This is a genomic window from Bacillus sp. AMCV2, from assembly GCF_056033925.1.
Genome location: NZ_JBVYIB010000002.1, coordinates 2,406,588 through 2,430,197, shown reverse-complemented (window position 1 = coordinate 2,430,197; position 23,610 = coordinate 2,406,588). Strand labels below are relative to the sequence as shown.

Here is a 23,610-nt window from a genome sequence, read left to right as displayed (position 1 = left end):
GACTGACCGCTTCCTTATGAATACGCTTATGATAGTTAAGTTCAAGAAATGGTGAGGAAAATGAATACATTTTATGATGTGCAGCAGCTGTTAAAAACGTTTGGCCACATTGTTTATTTTGGAGACAGAGAGCTTGAAATTGAGTTTATGCTGGATGAATTAAAGGAATTATACATGAACCACATGATTGAAAAGGAGCAGTGGACCAGAGCGGCAGCTGTCCTTCGAAAAGAATTGGAGCAAACAAAAAACGGAAGAGATTTCTATAAAGGCTAAGGTGATAAAAATGGACGAGATATGGTTTGCGGGCATTGACCTGGGAGGAACGACGATTAAACTCGCTTTTATTAATCAATATGGCGAAATTCAGCATAAGTGGGAAGTTCCGACTGATAAAACCGGCGACACGATTACTGTCACAATTGCAAAAACAATCGACAGCAAGCTGGATGAGCTGCAAAAACCGAAGCACATCATCAAATACATCGGAATGGGTGCACCAGGCCCTGTAGATATGGCGGCAGGAGTTGTTTATGAAACAGTAAATCTAGGGTGGAAAAATTATGCTTTAAAAAACCATCTGGAGACAGAAACCGGCATCCCAGCTGTTATAGAAAATGACGCGAATATTGCTGCGCTCGGGGAAATGTGGAAGGGAGCGGGTGATGGCGCAAAAGACGTCATTCTCGTGACGCTTGGCACAGGAGTTGGCGGCGGCATCATTGCAAATGGTGAAATTGTACATGGCATAAATGGCGCCGGCGGAGAAATCGGCCATATTTGCAGCATCCCTGAAGGCGGAGCGCCCTGCAACTGCGGCAAAACGGGCTGTATCGAAACAATTGCTTCAGCAACCGGAATTGTAAGAATTGCAAAAGAAAAAATAGCAAATGCTAAAAAGACGACACGTTTAAAAGCAACCGAACAATTGTCAGCGCGGGATGTGTTTGAAGCGGCGGGTGAAAATGATGAAATTGCCCTTGAGGTGGTTGATTATGTAGCCAAGCACCTTGGTTTGGTGCTCGGAAATTTGGCAAGCTCGCTTAATCCATCCAAAATCGTTCTTGGCGGCGGCGTATCGAGAGCCGGAGAACTGCTGAGATCAAAAGTTGAGAAAACATTCCGCAAATGCGCGTTTCCGCGGGCGGCCCAAGCTGCTGATATTTCAATCGCAGCACTTGGAAATGATGCCGGCGTTATCGGAGGCGCTTGGATCGCTAAAAATGAATGGCTGAAACATCAAAATTGTTAAAATTGTGTAAATGAAATTGATTTTTTGTTGTGCTCAGGTTAAGATTTAATTTGATGTGTTAATGAGAATGTTGGGAATAGACTGATTTTTTGAGCGTGCTGCATAGGAGGTTGAAATGCGAAAAACGTTTTTTTCGAAGATTTCATTTATGCTGATTGCCATTTTATTGATGTGGCTGAAAACGTATGCTGTTTACAAAACCAGTTTTCATATTAAAATCGACAATCTAACACAGGAATTTATTCTGTTTATCAACCCATTGAGTTTTTTGTTGCTTATTTTTGGCCTCAGCCTGTTTTTAAAAGGCAAAAACAGAAATCGCTACATTATCGCGATGAGCTGTCTTGTCACGTTTGTATTGCTGGCAAATATGGTTTTTTACCGTTTTTACAATGATTTCTTAACAATCCCTGTTCTTTTTCAAACGAGCAATATGGGTGATCTCGGAAGCAGCATCGGAACACTTCTTGAGCCGACAGACCTCCTATTAGCTGTAGATATTGCGGTTTTAATATGGCTTCACATCCGGCAAAAAGCTTTTCAATCGGACATTCCCTCAACGAAAAATGAACGGGCGGCTTATTTTTTGTTCGTTGCTTCTGTTTATTTCTTCAACCTGGGCTTGTCTGAGGCGGAAAGACCTCAGCTATTGACACGCTCATTTGACAGAGAAATGCTTGTTAAAAACATTAGCCTGTTTAATTTTCATATTTACGATGGCGTTCTTCAGTCAAAGCAATCCGCACAGAGAGCGTTGGCAGACAGCAACAGCCTGACGGAAATTGAAAACTACGTAACCGCTAATGCGAAGGATGCCAACAAACGCTTATTCGGCGCTGCAAAAGGAAGGAACGTCATTCTCGTATCCTTAGAGTCGACGCAAAGCTTCGTGATTAATGAAAAATTGAATGGAGAAGAAATCACGCCTTTTCTGAATGACTTTATAAAACAGAGCTACAACTTTAATAATGTTTACCACCAAACAGGCCAGGGGAAAACCTCGGATTCTGAATTTATCGTGGACAATTCACTGTATCCGCTTGGACGAGGTGCCGTGTTTTTTACGAATGCGGGCAATCAATATATGGCCGCTCCTGAAATTTTGAAAAACAGCGGATACTATTCAGCGGTGCTCCACGCTAATAATAAGAGCTTTTGGAATCGTGATTTAATGTACGACTCATTTGGATATGATTCGTTTTTTGATATTAACTCGTATGATGTAACTGACGAAAATTCAGTCGGCTGGGGACTTAAGGATAAAGAATTTTTTGAGCAGTCTTCAGAGCTGATGAAAAATCTGCCTCAGCCGTTTTACTCGAGGCTGATTACACTGACGAACCACTTCCCGTTTGATCTTGATGAAGAGGATCAATTGATTGATGAATATGATTCAAGCAGCCAGACGCTAAATAAATATTTTCCGACAGTGCGTTATCAGGATGAGGCGCTAAAACGGTTTATCGAAAAGCTGAAGGAAGACGGATTATACGACAACTCTGTTATTGTATTGTACGGTGACCATTATGGTATATCAGAAAACCATAATGAAGCGATGGGGCAGTTTTTAGGAAAAGAAATAACCCCATTTGAAGAGGTACAGCTCCAAAAAGTGCCGCTGGTCATTCATATTCCGGGTATTACTGATAAAAAGCCGCAAACCATTGAAACAGTAGGCGGGCAGATTGATATCAGGCCGACGCTGATGAATCTTTTAGGGATTGATACGAAAGATCAAATTCAATTCGGCAACGATCTGCTTTCAGACGAAAAACTGGACTTTACGGTGCTCCGGGACGGGAGCTTTATCACAGATCAGGTTGTTTATACAGACGGTGCGTGTTATGACAAAGAGACGGGAAAACCGTTAGAAGAGACAAAACAATGTGAAGCATTTGCTGATAAAGCAAAACAGGAGCTATCACTTTCTGATGAAATCATTTATGGGGATTTGTTGCGATTTTATGACCAGAAAAGGCTGGACAATTCGTCAAAACGGAAAGAAAAACAAATGCTTGATCAGGCATCGTAATCACAATGTCTCCCGCGTCAAAGTGAGCGGGAGGCTTTCTTTTTTTAAATACGCTGTCATATAGTAACAAAAAAGGGGGATGATGATGGCGTTTATTACGGTGAAACCTGCGATCAAGAACAATTTGGCCAGAGTGGCGAAAGAACTGAAGATAGACGAGGAATTGCTTAAAAGTGCAAATCGCTCCGCACAAAAACATCAATTGTATTGCCCTGGTTATGTGATAGAGGAGCATAGCGACAAAGAGCTTCAAACCATTCAGGACATAAAGCGCTTTTTACAGCCTCGGCAGCTGGAACTTTCTGATAGCTGGATTGAGCAAGAGAAAATCTATGATGATTCAGCTGTTGAAAAGGAAATAAAGAAGATTATTGATGTTTTTCCGTTTGTCTCATGCCGGGAAATTGGCCGTTCTGTACTCGGCAGGCCTATCTGGGAGCTGAAGGCTGGTGGGGAGCATGCCGTAAAAAAGGTCCATATGAACGCGTCATTTCATGCGAATGAGTGGATTACAACGTCTGTCCTGCTAAAATGGTTTAAGGAATACTGTATGTCATTATGCTGCAATTCGCCTTTCTTTGGCTTTTCTCCCATAAAGCTGTTTAACAGCACATCCTTATCCCTCGTTCCTTTTGTCAATCCGGATGGCGTTGATCTTGTTTTAAACGGATCAGAAGTCATGGGAGCCAGAAGAGATGAGCTCGAAAGGCTAAATGAACATCGTCCGAATTTTAATGAATGGAAGGCGAATATAAACGGGGTTGATTTAAATAAACAATTTCCATCATTATGGGAAATTGAAAAATACCGAAAACCGACAGCACCCAGCTACCGCGATTTTCCGGGAATCTCTCCACTTACGGAGCCGGAATCTATTGCGATGTACCGGCTGATCACGGAGAATCCGCCTGACAGACTGCTGGCTCTTCATACTCAAGGAGAAGAAATTTATTGGGGCTATAAAGGCCTTGAGCCTGAGGAATCTGCTGCCGTCATAAAGGATTTTGAGGAGTTAAGCGGGAACATTTATAAGGGAGTAAGGGATATAGACAGCTATGCTGGATTTCGTGATTGGTTTATTCACCATTATTTTAAGGAAGGGTATACGGTGGAACTTGGAAAAGGCCAAAATCCTTTGCCGTTTCAGCAGTTTTCACACATATATAACGCCACAAACGGCATCTTGTGGAGGGCGTTATTTTTTCATGAGTAACTGAAACTTTTTCTTTTTTCTGCCGAAGCAAATATGAGAGAATAAAGATGATCGGAGGGGAATGCTGATGAGATCAGTTTGTTTTATTCTGCTGACGGTATTGCTGTTTAGTCTATCGGCATGCGAACCATCTCATCAGCAGCAAAAACAGGCATCGGCGGCAAAAGATGAGAAAAAAGACATCATACCGCTTTCCGCGGAAAAAGCGGATGGGGCGGAAGGCTGGCTGAATAACAGCACAATATTATATACTGCGTCTAATCCGACGAAAACAGAGCTTTTTGCGTACCGCATCTTTACAGGCAAAGCGAAAAAGCTCTATCAAACGGATGGTCAAATCGTTGATGTTCAAATCAATGCGAGGGAGCAGATGATTCTGCTGCAAATCACACATAGCCAAAAGACGGCAGTGGTTTTGCTTAATGCAGAAGGGGAGACGCTTTACGAAAAAGATTACGAAACGTATGAGCTTGAGGCTGCTTGGAATCAGTATGATCCTTATCAAATGATGGTTACGGAATTCAATGAAAACTGGGATTTCCATACATATCAGGTGAATGCTAAAAAAGGCGAATCTTTCTTAAGTCCGGTACAGGTTCCGTTCATTCATTGGACATCCAAAAATACATTTGATTATGTAAAAGAGGAAAGAGACGATAAAACAGGGCCTTTATATACGTTCGATACAGCTTCTAAGATGGAACAGAAGCTTGAGGATGACGTTCTATTCTTCGATTCTTTCCTTCAAATGAGCTTTACTGTCAAATCAGCTTCCGGAGGAAAAGGGACGTATCAGTTTAAAACGCCGCAATCAACATCACCTGTTACAGCGAAATGGCCGCTCCAAGCGAAATATACAAGTTTGGCTCCAATGGAGTATGACTATGATGAAACAGGAGGCCTGTTTTATACATTCAAACAAAGCGGCGATGCATATAAGCTCGCAGCAGTCGATGTAGCATCGGGAGAGACAAAAGATCTTGTGTCTCTGCGGGAAATGGAGCCGATTCAAATATCTCCGAACGGGAAATATGCGTTATACGGCTTTCATTTTGAGCAAATTATTTTATTGAAATCACATGAAACGAAGCAACTTATCATTGATCAAAAGGAGATGGAATAACGATGGCTATCGCAGATGTAACCATTATCCCAATCGGTACGGAAACACCCAGTGTCAGTGCTTACGTAGCCGATGTGCAAAAGATATTAGAAGGATATCAAGCAGAAGGGAAAATCAAATATCAGCTGACACCGATGAATACGCTGATCGAGGGAGAACTCAGTGACCTTTTTGCAGTCATTCAGGCAATTCACGAAGCGCCATTTCAAAAAGGATTGCACAGAGTGGCAACGAATATCCGTATCGATGACAGGCGTGACAAAAAAACGACGCTTGAGAGCAAAATAGAAAGTGTCAATAAACATTTACAGCCATAAAAATAAACCTGTATCCGATCGGATACAGGTTTTAATGTGCGGTTGGATACCCGCTGTTTATTACGGTCATCACGGTAAACCATCCAAAGACAAATAAGGTGGCACCGGCTAATAAAAACCCGAGTATATTTTTATTTCTAACAGAACGCAAGACTCCCCATAAAGCGAAAAGAGCGACAAGGCCGAAAATCACGACAAGTAACATAACACAGCCCCCTTTACATTGAAAAACCTGCAATTCTTTCCAGTTTTATTCTACCTGTTTTTTATAGGTTTGTCGATAGCGTTTTCAATGCGATTGTTTGAATCTTTTTTAAAAAAACCTCATAATAAGAGCATAAAAAAGAAAGAGGTGATAATAGTGAAATGGAGACGAATGCCAGTAGGGCCGATTCAAGCGAACGCATATTTTCTTATCAGTGATGATCAATGCCTGATTTTTGATCCGGGCGGCGAGGGACATAAAGTCAATCAATACATAAAAGAAAAAGGGCTGACGCCTTTAGCCATTTTGCTTACACATGCCCATTTTGACCATATTGGGGCGCTTGATGAAGTGAGAGAAAAATGGGATATCCCTGTTTACCTGCATCAAAATGAAAAAAATTGGCTTACGGATGCTTCTTTAAACGGCTCCGGCATGCTGCGAGGGATAGAAGTCACAGCTAAGCCTGCAGATCATCTAATTGAAGGTGACGGTGAGTTGAATATCGGGCCGTTTCATTTGGAAACATTATTTACGCCGGGACATTCACCAGGCAGTGTGTCTTACTACGTGAAAGATGCAGACTTGGTCATCTCCGGTGATGTTTTGTTCCAAGGCGGTATAGGACGTACGGATTTAATAGGCGGCGATCAAGAGACGCTGCTGACGTCCATTCATGAAAAACTGCTTACGCTTCCGGAACACACGCTGGTGTTAAGCGGCCATGGACCTGAAACAGACGTACTGACTGAGCAGGACCAAAATCCGTTTTTAAATGGTTTTTCATTGTAAAAAAAGAGACAAACCGATAAGGTTTGTCTCTTTCTGCATTTAATGGCCTCCGCCGCCGGGCACCATAATAAAAATTGAGTAATATGTAAAGCCGGCGAAGAAAATTGTTAAATAAGCGCCAAAAATATAAATATACATGCGTTCGGTTAAGTTCAAATACGATAGAAACACAAATAAGATCGTCTGTCCAAAAAATAAAAGGGAAGCATCTTTCATATCACCTAAATAAAACATGACTGCAAAAATTCCCGTCCAAAATCCTAACACCCGGAACATGCGATTCATTTTTATCCCCTCCCGAGAGTCCCTCTGACTGTTATTATAATAGATCACACCTAGAAATGTAAACATTTTCATTATTAATATACAAATGGAATTTGTCCCTTTGATTGTGTTTTCTATTGTATGAATGTTTTTTAAAAAATAATCCGAAAAAAGTTCTGTAAATGGTTTAAATGAAAAATGATCCGGGTAGTTATTCTACAAAGAGATGGTTAACTGAGGAGGAAAAAACGAATGGAACAACAATTAACTTTTTACTCATATCCAAGCTGCACGTCATGCCGAAAAACAAAACATTGGCTTAAAGCACATCAAATTGAATTTAACGAACGGCACTTATTCAGAGAAACCCCGACAAGAGAAGAATTAAAGTACATTTTATCGTTAACGACAGAAGGAATTGATGAAATTTTGGCGACAAGAAGCCAGACTTTCAAAAATTTAAATTTAAACATTGAAGAAATGACGGTAAATGAGGTGCTGGAACTTTTAATCGAGAAGCCGAAGCTTTTGCGACGCCCGATTCTAGTAGACAACAAAAAGCTGGTGATTGGTTATAACCCGGGAGAACTGTTGAAGTTATCGAAGAAGAAAACGGTTCATCAATCTGCATGATGAAAAACCGAAGATCCGCTGATTTATACGAATCAGCTTATCTTCGGTTTTTCACCTGTTCAGAAACTGGGCTAGCTGGATTCGAACCAACGATCACGGAGTCAAAGTCCATTGCCTTACCGCTTGGCTATAGCCCATTGAATGTAAACATAGTATGTGTAAAGGCAGACGCGTTATACATATATAGCGTACATTTTTCAAAAACAGGAGGTAACTCATTAAGATGATAGCTCTTGATCAGCACTTAACAGAGCACAAAGAAGATATCACGCAACAATGGCTGGAAGTTTGTACGTCAAAAGGCAGCTGGCTGTATTCAGCGAAAGATCAGCAAAAACTAGAACAAAAGTTAAAAGACCAGCATGAATTATTGGTGACCATCGTAGCAAAATCCCTTAGAAAAGAAGACGTAGAGGATGAGCTCAACCGGTGGTCTCTTCAATGCGCCAGAGACCGTGCCGTTCATGAAGTGACGGTAACAGAAAGTGTCGGCCAGTTTAACACCTTCAGGCATATCATGTTTGAATGGATTCAGAAATTCAGCGAAGCTTCTTCTCAAGACATCAGCATTCAGGATTTTTATGAGTGGAGCCGGATCTTGAATCAAAACATTGATGAGATCATCGAAGTGTTTACGGAAGAATATCACCAGGTGACCATGATACAATTAAACGCGCAAAAAGAAATGATTAATGAATTGAGTGCGCCGATTATGCCGATTACTGATGGAATTGGGATTCTTCCGCTTGTCGGTGAGATTGATACGTACAGAGCGAGGACGATTTTGGAGTCTGTGCTGGAGCAGTGCTCAGCGTTAAAGCTCTCGTATTTATTTTTAGATATTTCGGGCGTTCCTATCGTTGATACCATGGTAGCCTATCAAATTTTTAAAGTGATTGACAGCACCAAATTGCTCGGCATTGAGACGATTATTTCAGGAATCAGGCCGGAAATTGCCCAAACTGTCGTGAAGCTGGGTCTAGATTTTTCGAATGTGAAAACCGAGCAAAGTCTTGCTAAAGCCCTGGCCAATAAAGGGTTTAAAATAAAAGAGTGTTGATGCCTTTGCCATGTTGATCTTGAAAGATAGCAGCTGAACAGCCTTTCACGGGCTATTCAGCTTTTTTAACTTCTATAAATAAAATGTGATGGCTGTTGATGTCTTTTACCTTAAAAGAGTAGCCATCATATTCTATGGTACTTTCAGGCTCAGCGTCTATGTTTTGTGTCAAAAACCAGCCGCCCAAGGTGTCTACTTCTGCGTCTGATAAATCGGTTCCAAGCAGGCTGTTAACATCGCTGATTAATAATTTTGCATTTAACAAGTAGTGATCCTTTCCAAGTTCGCGGATATGAGGCACTTCATCCGCATCAAATTCATCACGGATTTCTCCTACAATTTCCTCGATAATATCTTCGACAGTGACCAAACCGGACGTCCCGCCATATTCATCTATGAGGATCGCCATATGAGTGCGTTCCTTTTGCATTTTCAGCAATAGTTTATAAATAGGAATCGTCTCAATGACATGGATAACGGGCTGTACGAAAGGTTCAATTTGATGCTTCTTGATTGAAAAATCTTTCGTCAGCATGGAAAACAGCACTTCTTTCATATTAATCACGCCAATGACGTTATCTTTATCCTCTCTTACAACCGGGTACCGGGTATATTTTGTTTGCTTGACTGTTTCCTGAAGATTTGAAATGGAGTCTTCATCTAGTGACAAACTAACCATTTCATTTCGCGGCACCATAATTTCCTTTGCCATTCGTTTATCAAAGGTGAAGATATTATTCATGTACTTTAATTCACTTTTTCTGATCTCGCCGCTTTTATAGCTTTCAGCCAATAGGACCCGAAGTTCTTCCTCTGTATAAGCCAGCTCATGCTCTGATGCCGGCTTCAGCCCAAACACTCCTGTAATCAATCGGGCAGAGTGGTTCAACAGCCAAATGAATGGAAACATGATCTTATAAAACCAAATAAGCGGTTTAGCGAACAACAAGGTAATGCTTTCTGCTTTTTGAATGGCGAAACTCTTTGGCGCCAGTTCCCCAATAACGACATTTAAATACGTAACCGCTAAAAATGCGATGACGAGTGAAAGCAGGTGGGTAAGCGATTCATTTAAGCCTGCTTTATGAAAAAGCGGTCGAAGCAGAGTTTGCACAGTCGGTTCCCCAAGCCATCCCAGTCCTAAAGCTGCGACTGTGATGCCTAACTGACAGGCTGATAAATATTCATCAAGGTGAGTGATGACATGCTTTGCCGCTTTAGCACCTTTCTTTCCTTTTGCGACAAGCTGATCAATTTTGGACCGCCGCACTTTTACGATTGAAAATTCTACGGCAACAAAAAATCCTGTTAACAAAATGAGAATAGCGACTGCTAGTAAATTGACAAATTCCAAAACAACTGCCTTCTCCAAGGAAGGCATGCACCTCCCTTTTCCGATGTCTTTCTACATTCCATACCACCTGAAAATGCTCATAAAACATGTGTTGAAGCGGCAGACTGGTTTAGTGACGCGGTTATTGGGCAATTAAAGAATAAAGAACAAAAGTTTGGAGGATCTTGACATGAAGGCACATACAGGAAAGGATTGGTTTTGGTACCAAATGGGGCCTCAAGAAAGAAGTAAGGCAAGGGATCTAATCCATTTTTCTCACTGGCCTCAGTGTGAAAAGTGGTTTGAAAATAACCATCACGTTAATTTTTTGAGAGTAGATACAACTGAGACGGAAAATGAAGCGGTATTTGGGTCGATTGTTTATGATCAGGGGCTTGGTGAAGAAAAAGACCATACTGTTTTTCACTTTTATATCACCAGACAATATTTTTTTACAATCAACTTTGACTTTTCGATTTTGAGAGAGATTAAAGGAAAAGAAGTTGTCCGGCAAATGGAAAGAGCGGACAATGCGATAGAGGGGTTTTTAATTCTTCTCGGCGAGCTAATGAATGCGTATTTAATCGGTGTTGATGAATTTGAAGTAAAGCTGAGAAAGCTTAGATGGCAGATTAAAGACGACAATAGCAAAAGCATTTTAAACCGCGTCCATCTCCTGCGCCATGAACTGATGATTTGGAAAAACTTGATATTAAGCGCTAAAAAAATTGAAATGGCGTTGAAAGAAACCTTTTTACCTCAAAATGAAGAGAAAAAGGATTATCAGCGGACACAACTGAAAATTGACAGGGGATTTACATACATCAGCGAATTTGAAGGAGAGCTTAACAATCTGCTGCATTCAGAGGAAGTCATTACCTCACATAGGGGGAATGAAATTGTAAAAGCACTGACCATTTTCACGACGCTTTTTACGCCGATTACAGCTCTGGGTGCCTTATGGGGGATGAACTTTTCAGTGATGCCGGAACTGAATTGGAAATACGGATATCTCTTTTCTCTCTTATTGATTGTCACATCTACAGTTCTGATCTACCTCTATTTGAGGAAAAAAGGCTGGACGGGAGATATGCTGCAGGAACGGAAGAAGAAAAAGAAACCTCGGAAAAGGCGGACTCTATAGGATGTTTCATATTTTGTGCAGCGTGCCCCGCTTTTTCACCAGACATATCAGGGTGACCGGATACGATGTCAAGGCGCTTATGGCAGAGCATTAAATCCACAGTTTATCGATTCTTGAAAATGACCAAATGACCGGTATTGTTGCATTAGGCGACCTTTCCGTTGAAAAAGATACTGGTCAAAAAGCGAAAACAGCATAATGAAAATGGAATCAAGCAGGCATGGTGACCATGTCTGCTTTTTTATTATTGGGAAAATTGTAATGAAAGGGGCACATTCAGTTGAAAGTTTTTTTCTTGCCAGAAAGAATTGGTTTTTCAGCATATAACATCTCACAAAATCACGTTTTCCCTGTTTGATTACCGTTTCTTCTTTTTCTACAATATGCGTTGAAAGGAGAGGGAATCAAATTGGATTCAATAGAAAAGGTAAGCAAAAACTTGATTGAAGAGGCATATCTAACAAAGGCTTCTGATATTCACATCGTGCCGAGGGAGCGGGACGCTATCATTCATTTTCGTGTCGATCATGCCTTGCTGAAAAAAAGGGACATGAAAAAAGAAGAGTGCGTAAGGCTGATTTCACATTTTAAATTTCTTTCAGCAATGGATATAGGTGAAAGGCGAAAGCCGCAAAACGGTTCGCTTACGTTAAAGCTGAAAGAGGGAAATGTTCATTTAAGAATGTCAACGCTGCCCACAATTAATGAAGAAAGCCTCGTGATCAGAGTGATGCCCCAATACAATATCCCTTCGATTGATAAATTGTCGCTATTTCCGAAGACAGGAGCCACATTACTCTCATTTTTAAAACATTCCCATGGCATGCTCATTTTTACCGGGCCGACTGGTTCAGGGAAGACTACCACATTATACTCTCTCGTTCAATATGCAAAAAAACACTTTAATCGAAATATTGTCACATTAGAGGACCCTGTTGAAACAAGGGACGAAGATGTTCTTCAGGTTCAGGTGAATGAAAAAGCCGGTGTAACTTATTCCGCAGGTCTGAAAGCAATTTTGCGCCATGATCCCGATATGATTATTTTAGGTGAGATCAGAGACGCGGAAACAGCTGAAATTGCGGTGCGGGCAGCGATGACGGGACATCTGGTACTGACGAGCCTTCATACGAGAGACGCAAAGGGCGCAATTTACAGACTGCTTGAATTCGGTATCAATATGAATGAAATCGAACAGACTGTCATTGCAATAGCGGCTCAGCGCTTAGTTGATTTGGCTTGCCCGTTTTGTGAAAACGGATGTTCATCAGTGTATTGCCGCCAGTCACGAAATACCAGGAGAGCTAGCGTTTATGAGCTTCTTTACGGGAAAAATCTTCAGCAATGTATCCAGGAGGCAAAAGGAAATCATGCAAATTACCAATATCAAACGCTTCGTCAAATTATCAGAAAAGGAATTGCGCTCGGCTATATAACGACAAACAACTATGACCGGTGGGTTTATCATGAAAAAGATTAGAAAAGTCTGGTCGTTAAAGGATCAAGCCAGGTTATTAAAGCGGCTTGGTGAAATGACTGCGGGCGGATATACGCTTCTGGATGGATTACGCCTGATGGAACTTCAGATGAATAAGAGGCAGGCTGCTGACTTGACTGATACGGTCACTTGTTTGAGGGAAGGGGCTCCGTTTTATCAAGTACTAAAGAGTTTGTCATTTCATAAGGAAGCCGTAGGTATTTGTTATTTTGCTGAAACACATGGTGAACTGCCCGCTTCCATGATCCAGAGCGGAGAGCTGCTGGAACGAAAAATTGCACAGTCAGACCAGCTGAAAAGAGTGCTGCGCTATCCGCTTTTCCTCATTTTTACGGTCGCTGTCATGTTTTATATGTTACAGTCCATCATCATTCCTCAGTTTTCCGGTATCTATCAATCGATGAATATGGAAACCTCACGTTCAACCGATATGCTTTTTGCTTTTTTTCAGCATATTGATCTTGTGATCATTTTGTTGGCTCTTTTTACAGCAGGTATCGGGATTTATTATTGGCTTGTGTTTAAGAAAAAATCACCTGCCCGGCAAATGCTGATTTGTGTCAGGATTCCTTTGATTGGAAAGCTTGTCAAGCTGTTTAACAGCTACTTTTTTTCTTTGCAGCTAAGCAGCCTTTTAAAATCGGGCCTCTCAATTTATGACAGCCTTAATGCATTTAAACATCAAACGTTTCTCCCTTTCTACCGCTGCGAGGCTGAACAATTGATTGAACGGCTAAAAGCCGGTGAGTCAATTGAAGCCGCTATTTGTGGAAGCCCTTTTTATGAAGTTGATTTTTCAAAAGTCATATCTCACGGCCAGCTGAGCGGCCGATTGGATCGAGAGCTTTTCACATACAGTCAGTTCATATTGCAGCGGCTGGAACACAAAGCGCAAAAATGGACAGGCATCCTTCAGCCGATGATTTATGGATTTGTTGCAGCGATGATCTTACTTGTGTATTTATCTATGCTTGTGCCTATGTATCAGATGATGAATCAAATGTGAAAGGAAGAGGCTGATGAATGAGAAAGGATTTACACTTGTTGAAATGTTAATTGTGCTCTTTATTATTTCGATCTTGCTTTTAATTACGATACCGAACGTCACGAAACATAATCAAACCATTCAAAAAAAGGGCTGTGAAGGCCTACAAAACATGGTTAAGGCACAAATGACCGCATTTGAGCTTGATCATGAAGGACAAACTCCGAGCCTTGCCGATTTACAGTCAGAGGGCTATGTGAAAAAGGATGCTGTCTGTCCAAATGGGAAGCACATTATCATCACCGGCGGAGAAGTTAAGGTTGAACATTAAATTAAACGAGGAGGAGGGGTTTACCCTTTTAGAAAGTTTGCTTGTGTTAAGCCTTGCCTCTATCCTCCTGGTGGCCGTCTTCACTACACTTCCTCCTGCTTATGACAATACAGCTGTCCGACAGGCAGCAAGGCAGCTGAAAAATGATATTATGCTCACACAGCAGACTGCTATTTCCCGTCAACAAAGAACAAAAATTCTCTTTCATAAAAAAGAATATCAATTAGTCATTGGTGATACGGTCATTGAACGTCCGTATGCAACGGGACTATCTATAGAACTGCTGACATTAAAAGACCGTTTGGAATTTAATGAGAAAGGGCACCCGAATGCAGGCGGAAAAATACGAGTAAATGGCCATGCCGTTTATGACATAACAGTTTATCTAGGGAGCGGGAGAGTCAATGTGGAGAGAAAATAAAGGTTTTTCTACAATAGAAACAATGTCAGCGCTAAGCCTGTGGCTGTTTGTGCTGCTGACAGTCGTCCCCTTGTGGGACAAGCTGATGTCTGATGAAAAAATGGCGGAATCACGAGAAATTGGCTATCAGATGATGAATGAGAGCATTAGCAAATATGTCATGAGTGGTGAAGGAGCCGCGTCAAAAACGATTACAAAGAACAATCATATCTATGCAATGAAGTGGAAGGAGGAGGGTGAATATCAAAACGTATGTATCAAAGCCACAGCTTATAAAGAAAAATCATATTGCCTCAGCATCCTGCAGACAGAATGGCTACACGCTTCTTAACGTATTATTTTCGCTCTCAGTCTTTTTGCTCATATCAGGATCGTTAGCTGCGATTTTCCATCTGTTTTTGTCTCGACAGCAGGAACATGACGGTTTCACACAGCAAGAATGGATGATTTCGATAGAACAGATGATGAATGAATGCAAGGAGTCACAGGCAGTTAAGACAGCCGAGGATGGGAGCGTGTTAATCTGCACCAATCTTTCCGGACAAGACATCCGTTTTGACATTTATCACTCAATGATAAGAAAAAGAGTGGATGGCAAAGGGCATGTTCCGATTTTAGATCATATTACTGCCATGAAAGCTGATATTGAAAATGGTGTTGTTTTGCTGAAAATTGAGAGTGAGGACCAAAAAGTGTATCAAACTGCTTTTCCAGTCTATTCGTATTTAGGAGGGGGGTGAATGTACCGTACAAGAGGGTTTATTTATCCAGCTGTTCTTTTTGTGTCAGCGCTTGTGCTGTTAATCGTGAACTTTGCTGCTGCTCAATATATTTCACGCTGCATGTTTGAGAAGGAAACAAAAGAGTTATACATAGGAGAGAACTTGCTTCAAAATGGGGTGCTTCTTTCGATTCGGCATGTTCTAGAGGAACGGAAAGGCCAGGAGGGTACGCAGCAATTTCCATATGGACGGGTTTCTTATTACATTCATGATACATCGATAAAAGAACAAAAAGAAATCAACTTAAGAGTGTCAACGGAGTCGGGAACAGAAAGAACTGCACAGATCGTGTTTGATCAAAAACAGAAAAAACTGCTGAGATGGACAGAATAAAACAGTGTAAAGGGTATAAAAAAAGTCATGTGAGACAACACTTCATAATAATTGAATGATGAGGTGATCACGTGAAAACGAATGATTATGTTAAATATATGACGCAGCAATTTGTCAAATATATAGATACTCCGAGAGATGAGCGAAAAGAACGAAAAGAGGTGCGGAAAGAAACAAAAACGCCTGTTTCCCAGCAGTGGTTCGGTATTTTACCCTATGGCTTCCGACTTTGGCTGAAACGGAAAAAATAACCGCAAATAAACGAATAAGGTCCTTCAAAAAATGGAGGACCTTATTGATATTCTTCTAATATGGCAATTTTATTGACCTTTTGGCTATAAGGATCAAATGAAATCGTCACAAAAACGCCGAATTCTTTTGACCCTTCCCTCAGAGTTAAATGGTATTGCTTCACTGCTTCATCTTTTCTTTTACGGTCCCATACTTTTTGTTTGAACAGTACCTGTGCGAGCGGGTACCTTTTTTTTGCTTCTTTTACAGCAATCTCTTCCCATTTGGACATGTGGCGGGCGGTTACAAGCGGTATTTCTTCTGCGTGAGCGGCTGTGGTGCCAAAGACGAGAAGAGGTAGACAAATCACACATTGTTTGATCATCATGCTGTCACCCTTTCTTTATTTATTATTACCAAATAATAATTGGATATGCATTTAAATTCTCACATAACAATCCCAAAAATTTCAAAAAATGAAAAGATGAGCAATACTGAGCAAGACTTTGTAATATGACGAAAACATTCTTTTAAACGAACAAAATGAGCGATTTCGGTGTTTTAAAATCTATAAATCGTTGATTATACTCTACTTGTGCGGTTCTTTAAAGAGAACGACTGTCATATCAAGTTACAGTGTTTTACAGGAGGTAAGATATGTTTCGATTGTTTCACAATCAGCAAAAGACGAAGACGAAACTGAAAGTTCTGCTTATCTTTCAGCTTTCAGTCATTTTCAGTCTGACTGCCGCAATATGCTTACAATTTTCCGATGATACAAGCGCTGCTTTTCATGATATTGAAACATTTGATTTCTCACTTCAAACGTGTAAAGACTTTCAGCATACAGATAAAAACTGCCATTATGATAAACGCTGGGATCAAAGTGATTTGCACATATCAGATCAAACAGATACGAAAGGCACTGTATGCTCACCTTTCGCCTTATTTGCTGTGCTCGAAAATACAGGTGAGAAACTTAAGAAATCAAAGTGGAAGTGGGAGCTTCATAAGCTTAAAAATGCCCGCAAACCGTTAGAGGATGGGAACGTGATCGAAAAAGGATTTGTCTCCAATCAAATTGGCGATTCACTTTATAAAATTGAGACGAAGAAAAAAAAGAAACCCGGCATTTATGCATTTAAAGTATATAAACCGGCAGGCTACCCGGCAAACGGCAGTACATTTGAGTGGTCGGAGCCTATGACGCTTGCAAAATGCGATGAAAAACCGACAGTCCCTAAAAAAGAAACAAAGTCGGACGTCAAAAAGGAGAATGAAACAACACAAAAGGATATACAGGAAAAAACAATGAAAGAAGAAACATCTCAAGAAGCTGTAACCAAAGAAAATGAAACTCAATCAGACCAGAAGGAAAGCGGGGAAGAGGATGAAAAAAGCAATGAAGCTGATCAGTAATATTTTATACGTGATCATCTTTACTCTTATTATTGTGCTGACACTTGTCGTGATTTCAACACGTTCATCCGGGGGAGAGCCGGCGGTGTTTGGGTATACGCTGAAATCAGTTCTGTCAGGTTCGATGGAGCCGGAGTTCAATACAGGTTCCTTAATATTGGTAAAAGAAATCGCTGATGTGAAAGAGCTCCAAAAAGGAGACGTTATTACATTTATGCAGGATGCAAATACGGCAGTCACCCACAGAATAGTTGACATAACAAAGCAAGAAGACCATTTGTTATTTAAAACAAAAGGTGATAATAATGCAGCAGCTGATTCAGCCCCTGTATCGGACGAAAATGTTCGCGCGCAATACACAGGTTTTCAGCTTCCATATGCAGGCTATATGCTTCATTTTGCCAGCCAGCCGATTGGAACGGCTGTATTATTGATTGTTCCCGGCGTGATGCTGTTAGTGTACGCTTTTGTGACGATCAGCAGCGCCATTAGAGAAATTGAAAGAAAGACAAAAGCCTTGGAAACAGATACAAAGGACAGCACCATGTCTACTTAACTTCAGTTGTAAACCTGGCAACAGGTTTCGATATAAAATCATTCAATAAAAGGGGAGTTTACCATGGGTATGAAAAAGAAATTGAGTTTAGGAGTTGCTTCTGCAGCACTAGGATTAGCTTTAGTTGGAGGAGGAACATGGGCAGCATTTAACGACATTAAATCAAAGGATGCTACTTTTGCATCAGGTACGCTTGATTTATCTGCTAAAGAGAATTCAGCGAGTGTGAACCTATCAAATCTAAAGCCGGGAGATAAGTTGACAAAGGATTTCCAATTTGAAAATAACGGATCACTTGCGATCAAAGAAGTTTTAATGGCGCTTAATTATGGAGATTTTAAAGCAAACGGCGGCAGCAATACATCTCCAGAAGATTTCCTCAGCCAGTTTGAAGTGACATTGTTGACAGTTGGAAAAGAGGGCGGCAATGGTTACCCGAAAAACATTATTTTAGATGATGCCAACCTTAAAGACTTGTATTTGATGTCTGCTAAAAATGATGCAGCGGCTACTGAAAAAATCAAAAAACAAATTGACCCTAAATTCTTAAATGCAAGCGGTAAAGTCAATGTAGCAACAATTGACGGTAAAACCGCTCCTGAATATGATGGTGTTCCAAAAACACCAACTGACTTCGATCAGGTTCAAATGGAAATCCAATTCAAAGATGATAAAACAAAAGATGAAAATGGGCTTATGGTTCAAAATAAATATCAAGGCAACTCCATTAAGCTTCAATTCTCGTTCGAAGCTACACAGTGGAACGGCTTGACAATCAAAAAGGACCATACTGATAAAGACGGTTATGTGAAAGAAAATGAAAAAGCGCACAGCGAGGATAAAAATTAATAACAGCCATAAAAAGAGACGGCCCAGTATTCATATACTGGGCCGTCTCGATGTTTATTGACAAAAGAGGAGTTAGTGCCTCTGCTCAGGCACTACTCCTCTTTTTGAGATTTTCTCCATTTTTGATAATCTAAAAATTCACGAAATTGTTTTTTCGATACCCCGGATGTCATCGCATCGCGAACCAATTTCTCCCATTCACTATCTAATTGACCATCGTATTCGGTTTCATGTTTCTCATCGAGCAAAGTATGAACCGAGACGTCCAGAACAGCGGAGACTTTTTCGAGAAATTGAATGGAGGGGTTCGTTTGTAGATTTCGTTCTATTGAGCTTAAATAAGACTTCGCTACCCCAGCTTTTTCAGCTAGTTCTGATAGTGAGTAGCCTTTTTCTTTACGGTATTGTTTAATACGCTGGCCAATCAATGTCATCACCTTCCTTGTGATATTATAGCACATTCAGAAAGGATTTACGGTATGACTTCTGGCTGCCGGACCAGGATGAGCAGACTTTTTGTTTAAAAGTAAATATTTTCGTATTTCTTCCGGGCTGATATTTGCCTCTTTGGCTTCCACCATTAATTCAACCCATTCTTGATCCAATTCAAAGTGCTCTTGTTTTGCATTCTTCATGCAGTTTCTCCTCCTAAAATACTTGTTTATGTATTTCAGCCAGTCCGGCCATGACTTATTGTATGCTTCATTAGTCTCTGGAAGTCATTTGCCATTAAATCGCCAGAATTTTTTTCCAATATACCTTTATTATAATCGTATTTTCTCAAAAAAAACGAGAATGATGTCGAATGGTAAAAAAGTTAGCTTGAAATATTATTTTGCAGATAAAACAATCCGCCATTTTCAATTTCAACTGATATCTTTGGTTGATACAAGGTTTTCAGCGCCTGTTTTTCTAGATGGTATTCTTCTGGTTTTTCTTCTATATGCTCGTAAAACTTATCAAGCAATGTCATATCATTCTTCCACCTGTTAACCGCCTGTTCCGCCCAGTCGGACGGCTCCTGCATAGCGGATTTTGAAATATAGTTTTCCATACGCTTAAGTCCGCTTTCTGGTTTGATCATAGGTGAAATGGTGAAGCAATAGTCACATATTTGAGACGTCAGTGAAAACTGGGTCAGCTTGCTTTGAAAATCTTCAATTATCGTTCCAGAGACTAGGTGAAGACCTAGTGACAATAACTTATCCTTTTTCATGTCGGACTGGTATGAAATCGTGACATTTATACCAAGCCAAGGCTGAAGTGGGACTTTAGCTCCGGCTGATTCAATTTTCTCATACATTCTGGTAAATCTCCCATTTTGTTTAACAGCTTTAAATATTTGAAAAAGACGCGGGGCCCCAAAATATATAAATTCACCATCTAGGTCTTTTGGTGCATTTTCTTTATCTGTAATAAAAGTGATTTTCATTGGATTCGGATCACCGCCTGTCTTCTCGCGCCAATGCCAGTAGAAAGGGCGGTTCATGATTTGTTTGTCCATTTCAACTGTAAGCTGCACTGTCATATAGCCTAAGCCTTGATCGACGATTTGGCAGCTGTTTGCTTGAAAAAAACGCAGCAGAAAATCGTGAACCTCTTGCTGTCTCACTAATAAAACCTCCTTACAGGCTAAGATCCTCTTTTTTCAGCAGGCAGCTGTTTTTTATAAGACAAAAATGAGGTTAAGTTATCCATTTTTATTTTCATTTCTTCTTCTGTTGCTGAGTGATACAAAATGTCATGAAGGTGCTCTTCAAAATTGTTCACTTGAATTTTCGTTAAAATATCATCAAGTTCACCGACCACTTTTTCAAACAAATGAATTTTTTCATATAAAAGCTTTAGAATATGCTCTTCCACCGTATGTTTTGTCGCCATGTTATAAATATGCACGTCACGCTCCTGCCCGAGTCTGTGAATTCTTCCGATTCTTTGCTCAAGTCGCATCGGGTTCCATGGCAGGTCATAGTTGATCATGTGATTGCAAAATTGCAGGTTAATCCCCTCACCGCCTGCTTCAGTTGCAATAAGGACTTGGATTTTTCCGCGGAAAAGATCCTTCATCCAGTCTTTTTTTTCCACGTTTAAATCCGCCTCTAAACGGCACAGAACTGATGCCGTTTTGCTGAAGAAACCACTGCAGATAAATCTGGGTTGCACGGTATTCTGTAAAAATGATGACCTTATCGTCGATCTTTTTGATCAAGTCAACAACTTGAAGCGCTTTAGAGTTTTGTGTCACTTGATTGATGCGATCTATTAAAACTGAAATCGTATCCTCATCAATGGCAGGTGCTTGTTTCTCTTTTTGATCAAGCATCTTTTTCAGCGTCATATACACCGCTTCTCTGCTCGAACAGCATTCTCTTTGCAAGGTCATAATCGAGAACATGCTGGCTGGTTTATTGATACTTTCCTTCAAGCGAGAAATTTCATCATAAAGCGCCTGCTCTGATGGAGAAAGTTGAATCGGCACTGTTTCAACATGGCGCTGTTTCCAATTCAGCCCTGTATCATGCCGCCTGTTACGGATCATGACTTTATTCACAAGATCTTTTAAATGTTCATGCGTTTCTAAACTGGATTTCTTCTTGGCGAACTCCTCCTGAAAGTGATTCTGACTGCCTAAATGGCCGGGTTTTAATAAGGACACCAAATTGAAAATCTCTTCGATACGGTTCTGGATTGGCGTTGCGGTAAGAAGCAGGCAATATTTTTTTACGAGATTCCGGACAAATTCATAGTTCTTCGTTTTGCTATTTTTCAGTTTGTGTGCCTCATCAATAATGACAAGATCATATGGGATAGACAGAACGATTTCTCGATGGGGCGAACGCTTCGCGGTGTCTATTGATGAGACGACAATATCGCATTGCTCCCACACATAGCTTTTCTTTTGTTCAACAGCCGGAATCAAAAATTTTTCCTGAAGCTCTTTGACCCATTGTGACACAAGGGAAGCGGGCACAAGGATCAAAATTTTTTTTGCTAACCCGCGAATCATATATTCTTTTAGAATCAGTCCTGCTTCAACCGTTTTCCCGAGACCAACCTCATCTGCTAAAATTGCTTTCCCGTTCATTTTTTCAACCACTTTTTGCGCCACTTCAAGCTGGTGGGGGAGCGGCGTAAAGGAAGGCAGATATAAAGGAGCCCGTAAGCCTTCAAACTCTGGAATTGCTAATGTTTTCTGGATTTCTGCAGAGAGCTTGTACAGTTCCCAGTTTGCCCAAGGGCCATCGTTTTTCAGTCTTTCAGCAAATTCTTCAGGCCATTTTGCATCGTAGATCATTTCTGTATTCATTGCTTTGAAACCGCCTTTCTTATTCTTCGATTCTTAAGATGAATAATATAAGAAAAATCTGCCCAAATTGCTGTTGCCCAGCATATAGTGATGATGGTAGGATATGAGTATGTATTTGATGTAAGATATTGCTATAGTATGTCCATAACAGCATGAAAATATGAGCGAATGACAGCAAGGGGAGAGACCTGACCGAAAACCTCGGGATACAGGCGCCGAAGGAGCAAACTGCGGAGTGAATCTCTCAGGCAAAAGAACTCTTGCTCGACGCAACTCTGGAGAGTGTTTGTGCGGATGCGCAAACCACCAAAGGGGACGTCTTTGCGTATGCAAAGTAAACTTTCAGGTGCCAGGACAGAGAACCTTCATTTTACATGAGGTGTTTCTCTGTCCTTTTTTGTATGTTTTTTAGCTGCGCCGTTGAAAAAGGGGAGGAATTAGATGCTGAAAAGAACGCCGTTATTTGACCTGTATAAGGAATATGGAGGAAAAACGATTGATTTCGGAGGCTGGGAGCTTCCTGTTCAATTTTCTTCTATAAAAAAAGAACACGAGGCTGTCCGAACTGCAGCCGGTTTGTTTGATGTATCTCATATGGGAGAAGTCGAAGTGTCAGGGAACGACTGTCTGTCTTTTTTGCAAAGATTGATGACAAATGATGTTTCCGCGTTAACGCCAGGCCGTGCTCAATATACAGCGATGTGTTACCCGGATGGCGGAACCGTCGATGATTTGCTTATCTATCAAAAAGGAGAGAACCGCTATCTGCTTGTCATTAATGCTTCTAATATAGATAAAGACTTGGCTTGGATGAAAGAACATGCAGCAGGTGATGTGCAGATTGACAATCAGTCAGACCAAATCGCGCTCTTGGCTGTACAGGGACCGAAAGCAGAAGCGATCTTGAAAAATCTGACAGATGCAGATGTGTCTGCATTAAAGCCGTTTGCGTTTATTGATGAAGCCGATATCAGCGGACGCAAAGCACTTATTTCACGCACTGGCTATACGGGAGAAGACGGGTATGAAATTTACTGCCGCAGTGATGATGCTATGCATATTTGGGAAAAAATTATCGATGCAGGGGATGCATACGGATTGATTCCATGCGGTCTCGGTGCACGTGATACACTCCGGTTTGAAGCGAAGCTCCCGCTCTACGGTCAGGAGCTGACCCGGGATATTACACCGATTGAAGCAGGTATAGGCTTTGCTGTAAAGCACAAAAAGGAGTCTGACTTTTTTGGTAAGTCAGTATTGAGTGAACAAAAAGAAAACGGAGCAAAGCGCAAACTTGTCGGTCTCGAAATGATTGAAAAAGGGATACCGCGGCACGGATATGAGGTTTTCCAAAATGGCAGGTCTGTCGGAAAGGTGACAACCGGCACGCAGTCACCGACATTAGGGAAAAACGTCGGCCTTGCCTTAATTGATTCGGAAACGAGTGAGATCGGGACTGTTGTAGATGTAGAGATTCGCAAAAAATTAGTGAAAGCAAAAGTTGTCAAAACACCATTTTATAAACGCTAA

At 40.9% G+C, this 23,610-nt stretch carries 29 protein-coding genes, 1 tRNA gene, 1 pseudogene and 1 riboswitch; of the genes and pseudogenes, 22 read left to right on the top strand and 9 right to left on the bottom strand.

What is annotated here, in order from left to right:
* Positions 1 to 60 precede the first annotated feature (60 nt).
* The 6 genes from AC0OMA_RS12560 (at position 61) to AC0OMA_RS12535 (ending at position 5,937) form a co-directional block, all read left to right on the top strand.
* Entirely contained in the window at positions 61 to 276 is a 216-nt protein-coding gene (locus AC0OMA_RS12560) for a YqgQ family protein (protein WP_047182878.1), read from the top strand.
* A 10-nt stretch (positions 277 to 286) separates the two neighbouring features.
* The gene (gene glcK / locus AC0OMA_RS12555; RefSeq protein ID WP_003230132.1) at positions 287 to 1,252 is read left to right on the top strand and encodes a glucose kinase GlcK; all 966 of its coding nucleotides are present in this window, start codon (positions 287 to 289) and stop codon (positions 1,250 to 1,252) included.
* Between the two features lie 115 nt (positions 1,253 to 1,367).
* On the top strand, positions 1,368 to 3,284 hold the full coding sequence (locus AC0OMA_RS12550) for an LTA synthase family protein (protein ID WP_003230133.1): 1,917 nt from the start codon (positions 1,368 to 1,370) through the stop codon (positions 3,282 to 3,284).
* A gap of 82 nt (positions 3,285 to 3,366) precedes the next feature.
* Positions 3,367 to 4,497: a M14 family metallopeptidase gene (locus AC0OMA_RS12545; protein WP_474222435.1), complete on the top strand. Its 1,131-nt coding sequence runs from the start codon at positions 3,367 to 3,369 to the stop codon at positions 4,495 to 4,497.
* 67 nt (positions 4,498 to 4,564) lie between these two features.
* On the top strand, positions 4,565 to 5,620 hold the full coding sequence (locus AC0OMA_RS12540; protein ID WP_047182875.1) for a YqgU-like beta propeller domain-containing protein: 1,056 nt from the start codon (positions 4,565 to 4,567) through the stop codon (positions 5,618 to 5,620).
* A 2-nt stretch (positions 5,621 to 5,622) separates the two neighbouring features.
* Positions 5,623 to 5,937, top strand: a complete 315-nt coding sequence (locus AC0OMA_RS12535; RefSeq protein WP_003230139.1) for an MTH1187 family thiamine-binding protein — start codon at positions 5,623 to 5,625, stop codon at positions 5,935 to 5,937.
* 31 nt (positions 5,938 to 5,968) lie between these two features.
* Here the strand turns inward: AC0OMA_RS12535 and AC0OMA_RS12530 are convergent, their stop codons facing one another.
* A complete protein-coding gene (locus AC0OMA_RS12530; RefSeq protein ID WP_003230141.1) occupies positions 5,969 to 6,142 on the bottom strand; it encodes a DUF2759 domain-containing protein in 174 nt (57 codons plus the stop codon).
* A 156-nt stretch (positions 6,143 to 6,298) separates the two neighbouring features.
* On the opposite strand from AC0OMA_RS12530, the gene AC0OMA_RS12525 reads away from it, so the two are divergent.
* Complete coding sequence (locus AC0OMA_RS12525) at positions 6,299 to 6,934, top strand: MBL fold metallo-hydrolase (RefSeq protein WP_047182874.1); 636 nt, start codon at positions 6,299 to 6,301, stop codon at positions 6,932 to 6,934.
* Positions 6,935 to 6,973: 39 nt separating this feature from the next.
* Here the strand turns inward: AC0OMA_RS12525 and AC0OMA_RS12520 are convergent, their stop codons facing one another.
* On the bottom strand, positions 6,974 to 7,219 hold the full coding sequence (locus tag AC0OMA_RS12520) for a DUF2626 domain-containing protein (RefSeq protein ID WP_003226300.1): 246 nt from the start codon (positions 7,217 to 7,219) through the stop codon (positions 6,974 to 6,976).
* A 231-nt stretch (positions 7,220 to 7,450) separates the two neighbouring features.
* Between AC0OMA_RS12520 and mgsR the strand changes: the two genes are divergently transcribed.
* Positions 7,451 to 7,831 carry a transcriptional regulator MgsR gene (gene mgsR, locus AC0OMA_RS12515; protein ID WP_003230147.1) on the top strand — a complete coding sequence of 127 codons (381 nt, stop codon included), beginning with the start codon at positions 7,451 to 7,453 and terminating at the stop codon, positions 7,829 to 7,831.
* Between the two features lie 66 nt (positions 7,832 to 7,897).
* Here mgsR and AC0OMA_RS12510 read toward each other — a convergent pair.
* A tRNA-Gln gene (locus AC0OMA_RS12510) sits at positions 7,898 to 7,968 on the bottom strand.
* Positions 7,969 to 8,054: 86 nt separating this feature from the next.
* On the opposite strand from AC0OMA_RS12510, the gene rsbRD reads away from it, so the two are divergent.
* Positions 8,055 to 8,891 (top strand): RsbT co-antagonist protein RsbRD, encoded by an 837-nt coding sequence (gene rsbRD, locus AC0OMA_RS12505; protein WP_015384093.1) that lies wholly within the window; start codon positions 8,055 to 8,057, stop codon positions 8,889 to 8,891.
* A 52-nt stretch (positions 8,892 to 8,943) separates the two neighbouring features.
* On the opposite strand, the gene AC0OMA_RS12500 is transcribed toward rsbRD, so the two are convergent.
* Positions 8,944 to 10,272, bottom strand: a complete 1,329-nt coding sequence (locus AC0OMA_RS12500) for a hemolysin family protein (RefSeq protein ID WP_003230150.1) — start codon at positions 10,270 to 10,272, stop codon at positions 8,944 to 8,946.
* Positions 10,273 to 10,414: 142 nt separating this feature from the next.
* On the opposite strand from AC0OMA_RS12500, the gene corA reads away from it, so the two are divergent.
* From corA to AC0OMA_RS12455, 9 genes are all read left to right on the top strand, one after another.
* Entirely contained in the window at positions 10,415 to 11,368 is a 954-nt protein-coding gene (gene corA / locus AC0OMA_RS12495; RefSeq protein WP_015483432.1) for a magnesium transporter CorA, read from the top strand.
* 409 nt (positions 11,369 to 11,777) lie between these two features.
* A complete protein-coding gene (comGA, locus tag AC0OMA_RS12490; RefSeq protein ID WP_015483431.1) occupies positions 11,778 to 12,848 on the top strand; it encodes a competence protein ComGA in 1,071 nt (356 codons plus the stop codon).
* A complete protein-coding gene (gene comGB / locus AC0OMA_RS12485; RefSeq protein ID WP_047182873.1) occupies positions 12,835 to 13,872 on the top strand; it encodes a comG operon protein ComGB in 1,038 nt (345 codons plus the stop codon). The genes comGA and comGB overlap by 14 nt, the downstream gene beginning before the upstream one ends.
* 13 nt (positions 13,873 to 13,885) lie before the next feature.
* Positions 13,886 to 14,182, top strand: a complete 297-nt coding sequence (gene comGC, locus AC0OMA_RS12480) for a comG operon protein ComGC (RefSeq protein ID WP_014477332.1) — start codon at positions 13,886 to 13,888, stop codon at positions 14,180 to 14,182.
* Positions 14,172 to 14,603, top strand: coding sequence for a comG operon protein ComGD (gene comGD, locus AC0OMA_RS12475; protein WP_015384089.1), 432 nt, complete (start codon positions 14,172 to 14,174; stop codon positions 14,601 to 14,603). The genes comGC and comGD overlap by 11 nt, the downstream gene beginning before the upstream one ends.
* Positions 14,587 to 14,934: a ComG operon protein 5 gene (gene comGE, locus AC0OMA_RS12470; RefSeq protein WP_015384088.1), complete on the top strand. Its 348-nt coding sequence runs from the start codon at positions 14,587 to 14,589 to the stop codon at positions 14,932 to 14,934. The genes comGD and comGE overlap by 17 nt, the downstream gene beginning before the upstream one ends.
* A complete protein-coding gene (gene comGF, locus AC0OMA_RS12465; protein WP_464097236.1) occupies positions 14,840 to 15,343 on the top strand; it encodes a competence type IV pilus minor pilin ComGF in 504 nt (167 codons plus the stop codon). The genes comGE and comGF overlap by 95 nt, the downstream gene beginning before the upstream one ends.
* A complete protein-coding gene (gene comGG, locus AC0OMA_RS12460) occupies positions 15,344 to 15,718 on the top strand; it encodes a competence type IV pilus minor pilin ComGG (RefSeq protein ID WP_014480253.1) in 375 nt (124 codons plus the stop codon).
* Positions 15,719 to 15,789: 71 nt separating this feature from the next.
* The gene (locus AC0OMA_RS12455; protein WP_003230176.1) at positions 15,790 to 15,969 is read left to right on the top strand and encodes a YqzE family protein; all 180 of its coding nucleotides are present in this window, start codon (positions 15,790 to 15,792) and stop codon (positions 15,967 to 15,969) included.
* 41 nt (positions 15,970 to 16,010) lie between these two features.
* On the opposite strand, the gene AC0OMA_RS12450 is transcribed toward AC0OMA_RS12455, so the two are convergent.
* Positions 16,011 to 16,337, bottom strand: coding sequence for a YqzG/YhdC family protein (locus tag AC0OMA_RS12450; protein WP_015384086.1), 327 nt, complete (start codon positions 16,335 to 16,337; stop codon positions 16,011 to 16,013).
* 269 nt (positions 16,338 to 16,606) lie between these two features.
* On the opposite strand from AC0OMA_RS12450, the gene tapA reads away from it, so the two are divergent.
* The 3 genes from tapA (at position 16,607) to tasA (ending at position 18,773) form a co-directional block, all read left to right on the top strand.
* Positions 16,607 to 17,368, top strand: a complete 762-nt coding sequence (gene tapA / locus AC0OMA_RS12445; protein WP_015384085.1) for an amyloid fiber anchoring/assembly protein TapA — start codon at positions 16,607 to 16,609, stop codon at positions 17,366 to 17,368.
* Positions 17,352 to 17,924 (top strand): signal peptidase I SipW, encoded by a 573-nt coding sequence (gene sipW, locus AC0OMA_RS12440; protein ID WP_080030740.1) that lies wholly within the window; start codon positions 17,352 to 17,354, stop codon positions 17,922 to 17,924. The genes tapA and sipW overlap by 17 nt, the downstream gene beginning before the upstream one ends.
* A 63-nt stretch (positions 17,925 to 17,987) precedes the next feature.
* Positions 17,988 to 18,773: a biofilm matrix protein TasA gene (gene tasA / locus AC0OMA_RS12435; RefSeq protein ID WP_003230183.1), complete on the top strand. Its 786-nt coding sequence runs from the start codon at positions 17,988 to 17,990 to the stop codon at positions 18,771 to 18,773.
* Positions 18,774 to 18,865: 92 nt separating this feature from the next.
* Here tasA and sinR read toward each other — a convergent pair whose 3' ends face one another.
* From sinR to AC0OMA_RS12415, 4 genes and pseudogenes are all read right to left on the bottom strand, one after another.
* Positions 18,866 to 19,201, bottom strand: coding sequence for a transcriptional regulator SinR (gene sinR / locus AC0OMA_RS12430; RefSeq protein ID WP_003226345.1), 336 nt, complete (start codon positions 19,199 to 19,201; stop codon positions 18,866 to 18,868).
* A 33-nt stretch (positions 19,202 to 19,234) separates the two neighbouring features.
* A complete protein-coding gene (gene sinI / locus AC0OMA_RS12425) occupies positions 19,235 to 19,408 on the bottom strand; it encodes an anti-repressor SinI (RefSeq protein ID WP_003230187.1) in 174 nt (57 codons plus the stop codon).
* A 182-nt stretch (positions 19,409 to 19,590) separates the two neighbouring features.
* A complete protein-coding gene (locus AC0OMA_RS12420) occupies positions 19,591 to 20,385 on the bottom strand; it encodes a YqhG family protein (protein WP_003230200.1) in 795 nt (264 codons plus the stop codon).
* 20 nt (positions 20,386 to 20,405) lie between these two features.
* Positions 20,406 to 22,080, bottom strand: a pseudogene (locus tag AC0OMA_RS12415) (DEAD/DEAH box helicase).
* A gap of 168 nt (positions 22,081 to 22,248) precedes the next feature.
* A riboswitch (glycine riboswitch) is annotated at positions 22,249 to 22,350 on the top strand.
* A 171-nt stretch (positions 22,351 to 22,521) separates the two neighbouring features.
* On the opposite strand from AC0OMA_RS12415, the gene gcvT reads away from it, so the two are divergent.
* Positions 22,522 to 23,610 carry a glycine cleavage system aminomethyltransferase GcvT gene (gcvT, locus tag AC0OMA_RS12410; RefSeq protein ID WP_015384081.1) on the top strand — a complete coding sequence of 363 codons (1,089 nt, stop codon included), beginning with the start codon at positions 22,522 to 22,524 and terminating at the stop codon, positions 23,608 to 23,610.

What these genes read in the sequence shown, in the direction of transcription:
- AC0OMA_RS12530 (WP_003230141.1), bottom strand. Translation starts at nt 6,142, where the DNA reads ATGTTACTTGTCGTGATTTTCGGCCTTGTCGCTCTTTTCGCTTTATGG.
- glcK (WP_003230132.1), top strand. Translation starts at nt 287, where the DNA reads ATGGACGAGATATGGTTTGCGGGCATTGACCTGGGAGGAACGACGATT.
- AC0OMA_RS12560 (WP_047182878.1), top strand. Translation starts at nt 61, where the DNA reads ATGAATACATTTTATGATGTGCAGCAGCTGTTAAAAACGTTTGGCCAC.
- mgsR (WP_003230147.1), top strand. Translation starts at nt 7,451, where the DNA reads ATGGAACAACAATTAACTTTTTACTCATATCCAAGCTGCACGTCATGC.
- gcvT (WP_015384081.1), top strand. Translation starts at nt 22,522, where the DNA reads ATGCTGAAAAGAACGCCGTTATTTGACCTGTATAAGGAATATGGAGGA.
- rsbRD (WP_015384093.1), top strand. Translation starts at nt 8,055, where the DNA reads ATGATAGCTCTTGATCAGCACTTAACAGAGCACAAAGAAGATATCACG.
- corA (WP_015483432.1), top strand. Translation starts at nt 10,415, where the DNA reads ATGAAGGCACATACAGGAAAGGATTGGTTTTGGTACCAAATGGGGCCT.
- tapA (WP_015384085.1), top strand. Translation starts at nt 16,607, where the DNA reads ATGTTTCGATTGTTTCACAATCAGCAAAAGACGAAGACGAAACTGAAA.
- AC0OMA_RS12535 (WP_003230139.1), top strand. Translation starts at nt 5,623, where the DNA reads ATGGCTATCGCAGATGTAACCATTATCCCAATCGGTACGGAAACACCC.
- comGE (WP_015384088.1), top strand. Translation starts at nt 14,587, where the DNA reads ATGTGGAGAGAAAATAAAGGTTTTTCTACAATAGAAACAATGTCAGCG.
- sinI (WP_003230187.1), bottom strand. Translation starts at nt 19,408, where the DNA reads ATGAAGAATGCAAAACAAGAGCACTTTGAATTGGATCAAGAATGGGTT.
- tasA (WP_003230183.1), top strand. Translation starts at nt 17,988, where the DNA reads ATGGGTATGAAAAAGAAATTGAGTTTAGGAGTTGCTTCTGCAGCACTA.
- comGG (WP_014480253.1), top strand. Translation starts at nt 15,344, where the DNA reads ATGTACCGTACAAGAGGGTTTATTTATCCAGCTGTTCTTTTTGTGTCA.
- AC0OMA_RS12540 (WP_047182875.1), top strand. Translation starts at nt 4,565, where the DNA reads ATGAGATCAGTTTGTTTTATTCTGCTGACGGTATTGCTGTTTAGTCTA.
- AC0OMA_RS12545 (WP_474222435.1), top strand. Translation starts at nt 3,367, where the DNA reads ATGATGGCGTTTATTACGGTGAAACCTGCGATCAAGAACAATTTGGCC.
- comGB (WP_047182873.1), top strand. Translation starts at nt 12,835, where the DNA reads ATGAAAAAGATTAGAAAAGTCTGGTCGTTAAAGGATCAAGCCAGGTTA.
- sipW (WP_080030740.1), top strand. Translation starts at nt 17,352, where the DNA reads ATGAAGCTGATCAGTAATATTTTATACGTGATCATCTTTACTCTTATT.
- AC0OMA_RS12450 (WP_015384086.1), bottom strand. Translation starts at nt 16,337, where the DNA reads ATGATGATCAAACAATGTGTGATTTGTCTACCTCTTCTCGTCTTTGGC.
- comGC (WP_014477332.1), top strand. Translation starts at nt 13,886, where the DNA reads ATGAATGAGAAAGGATTTACACTTGTTGAAATGTTAATTGTGCTCTTT.
- AC0OMA_RS12500 (WP_003230150.1), bottom strand. Translation starts at nt 10,272, where the DNA reads ATGCCTTCCTTGGAGAAGGCAGTTGTTTTGGAATTTGTCAATTTACTA.
- AC0OMA_RS12520 (WP_003226300.1), bottom strand. Translation starts at nt 7,219, where the DNA reads ATGAATCGCATGTTCCGGGTGTTAGGATTTTGGACGGGAATTTTTGCA.
- AC0OMA_RS12550 (WP_003230133.1), top strand. Translation starts at nt 1,368, where the DNA reads ATGCGAAAAACGTTTTTTTCGAAGATTTCATTTATGCTGATTGCCATT.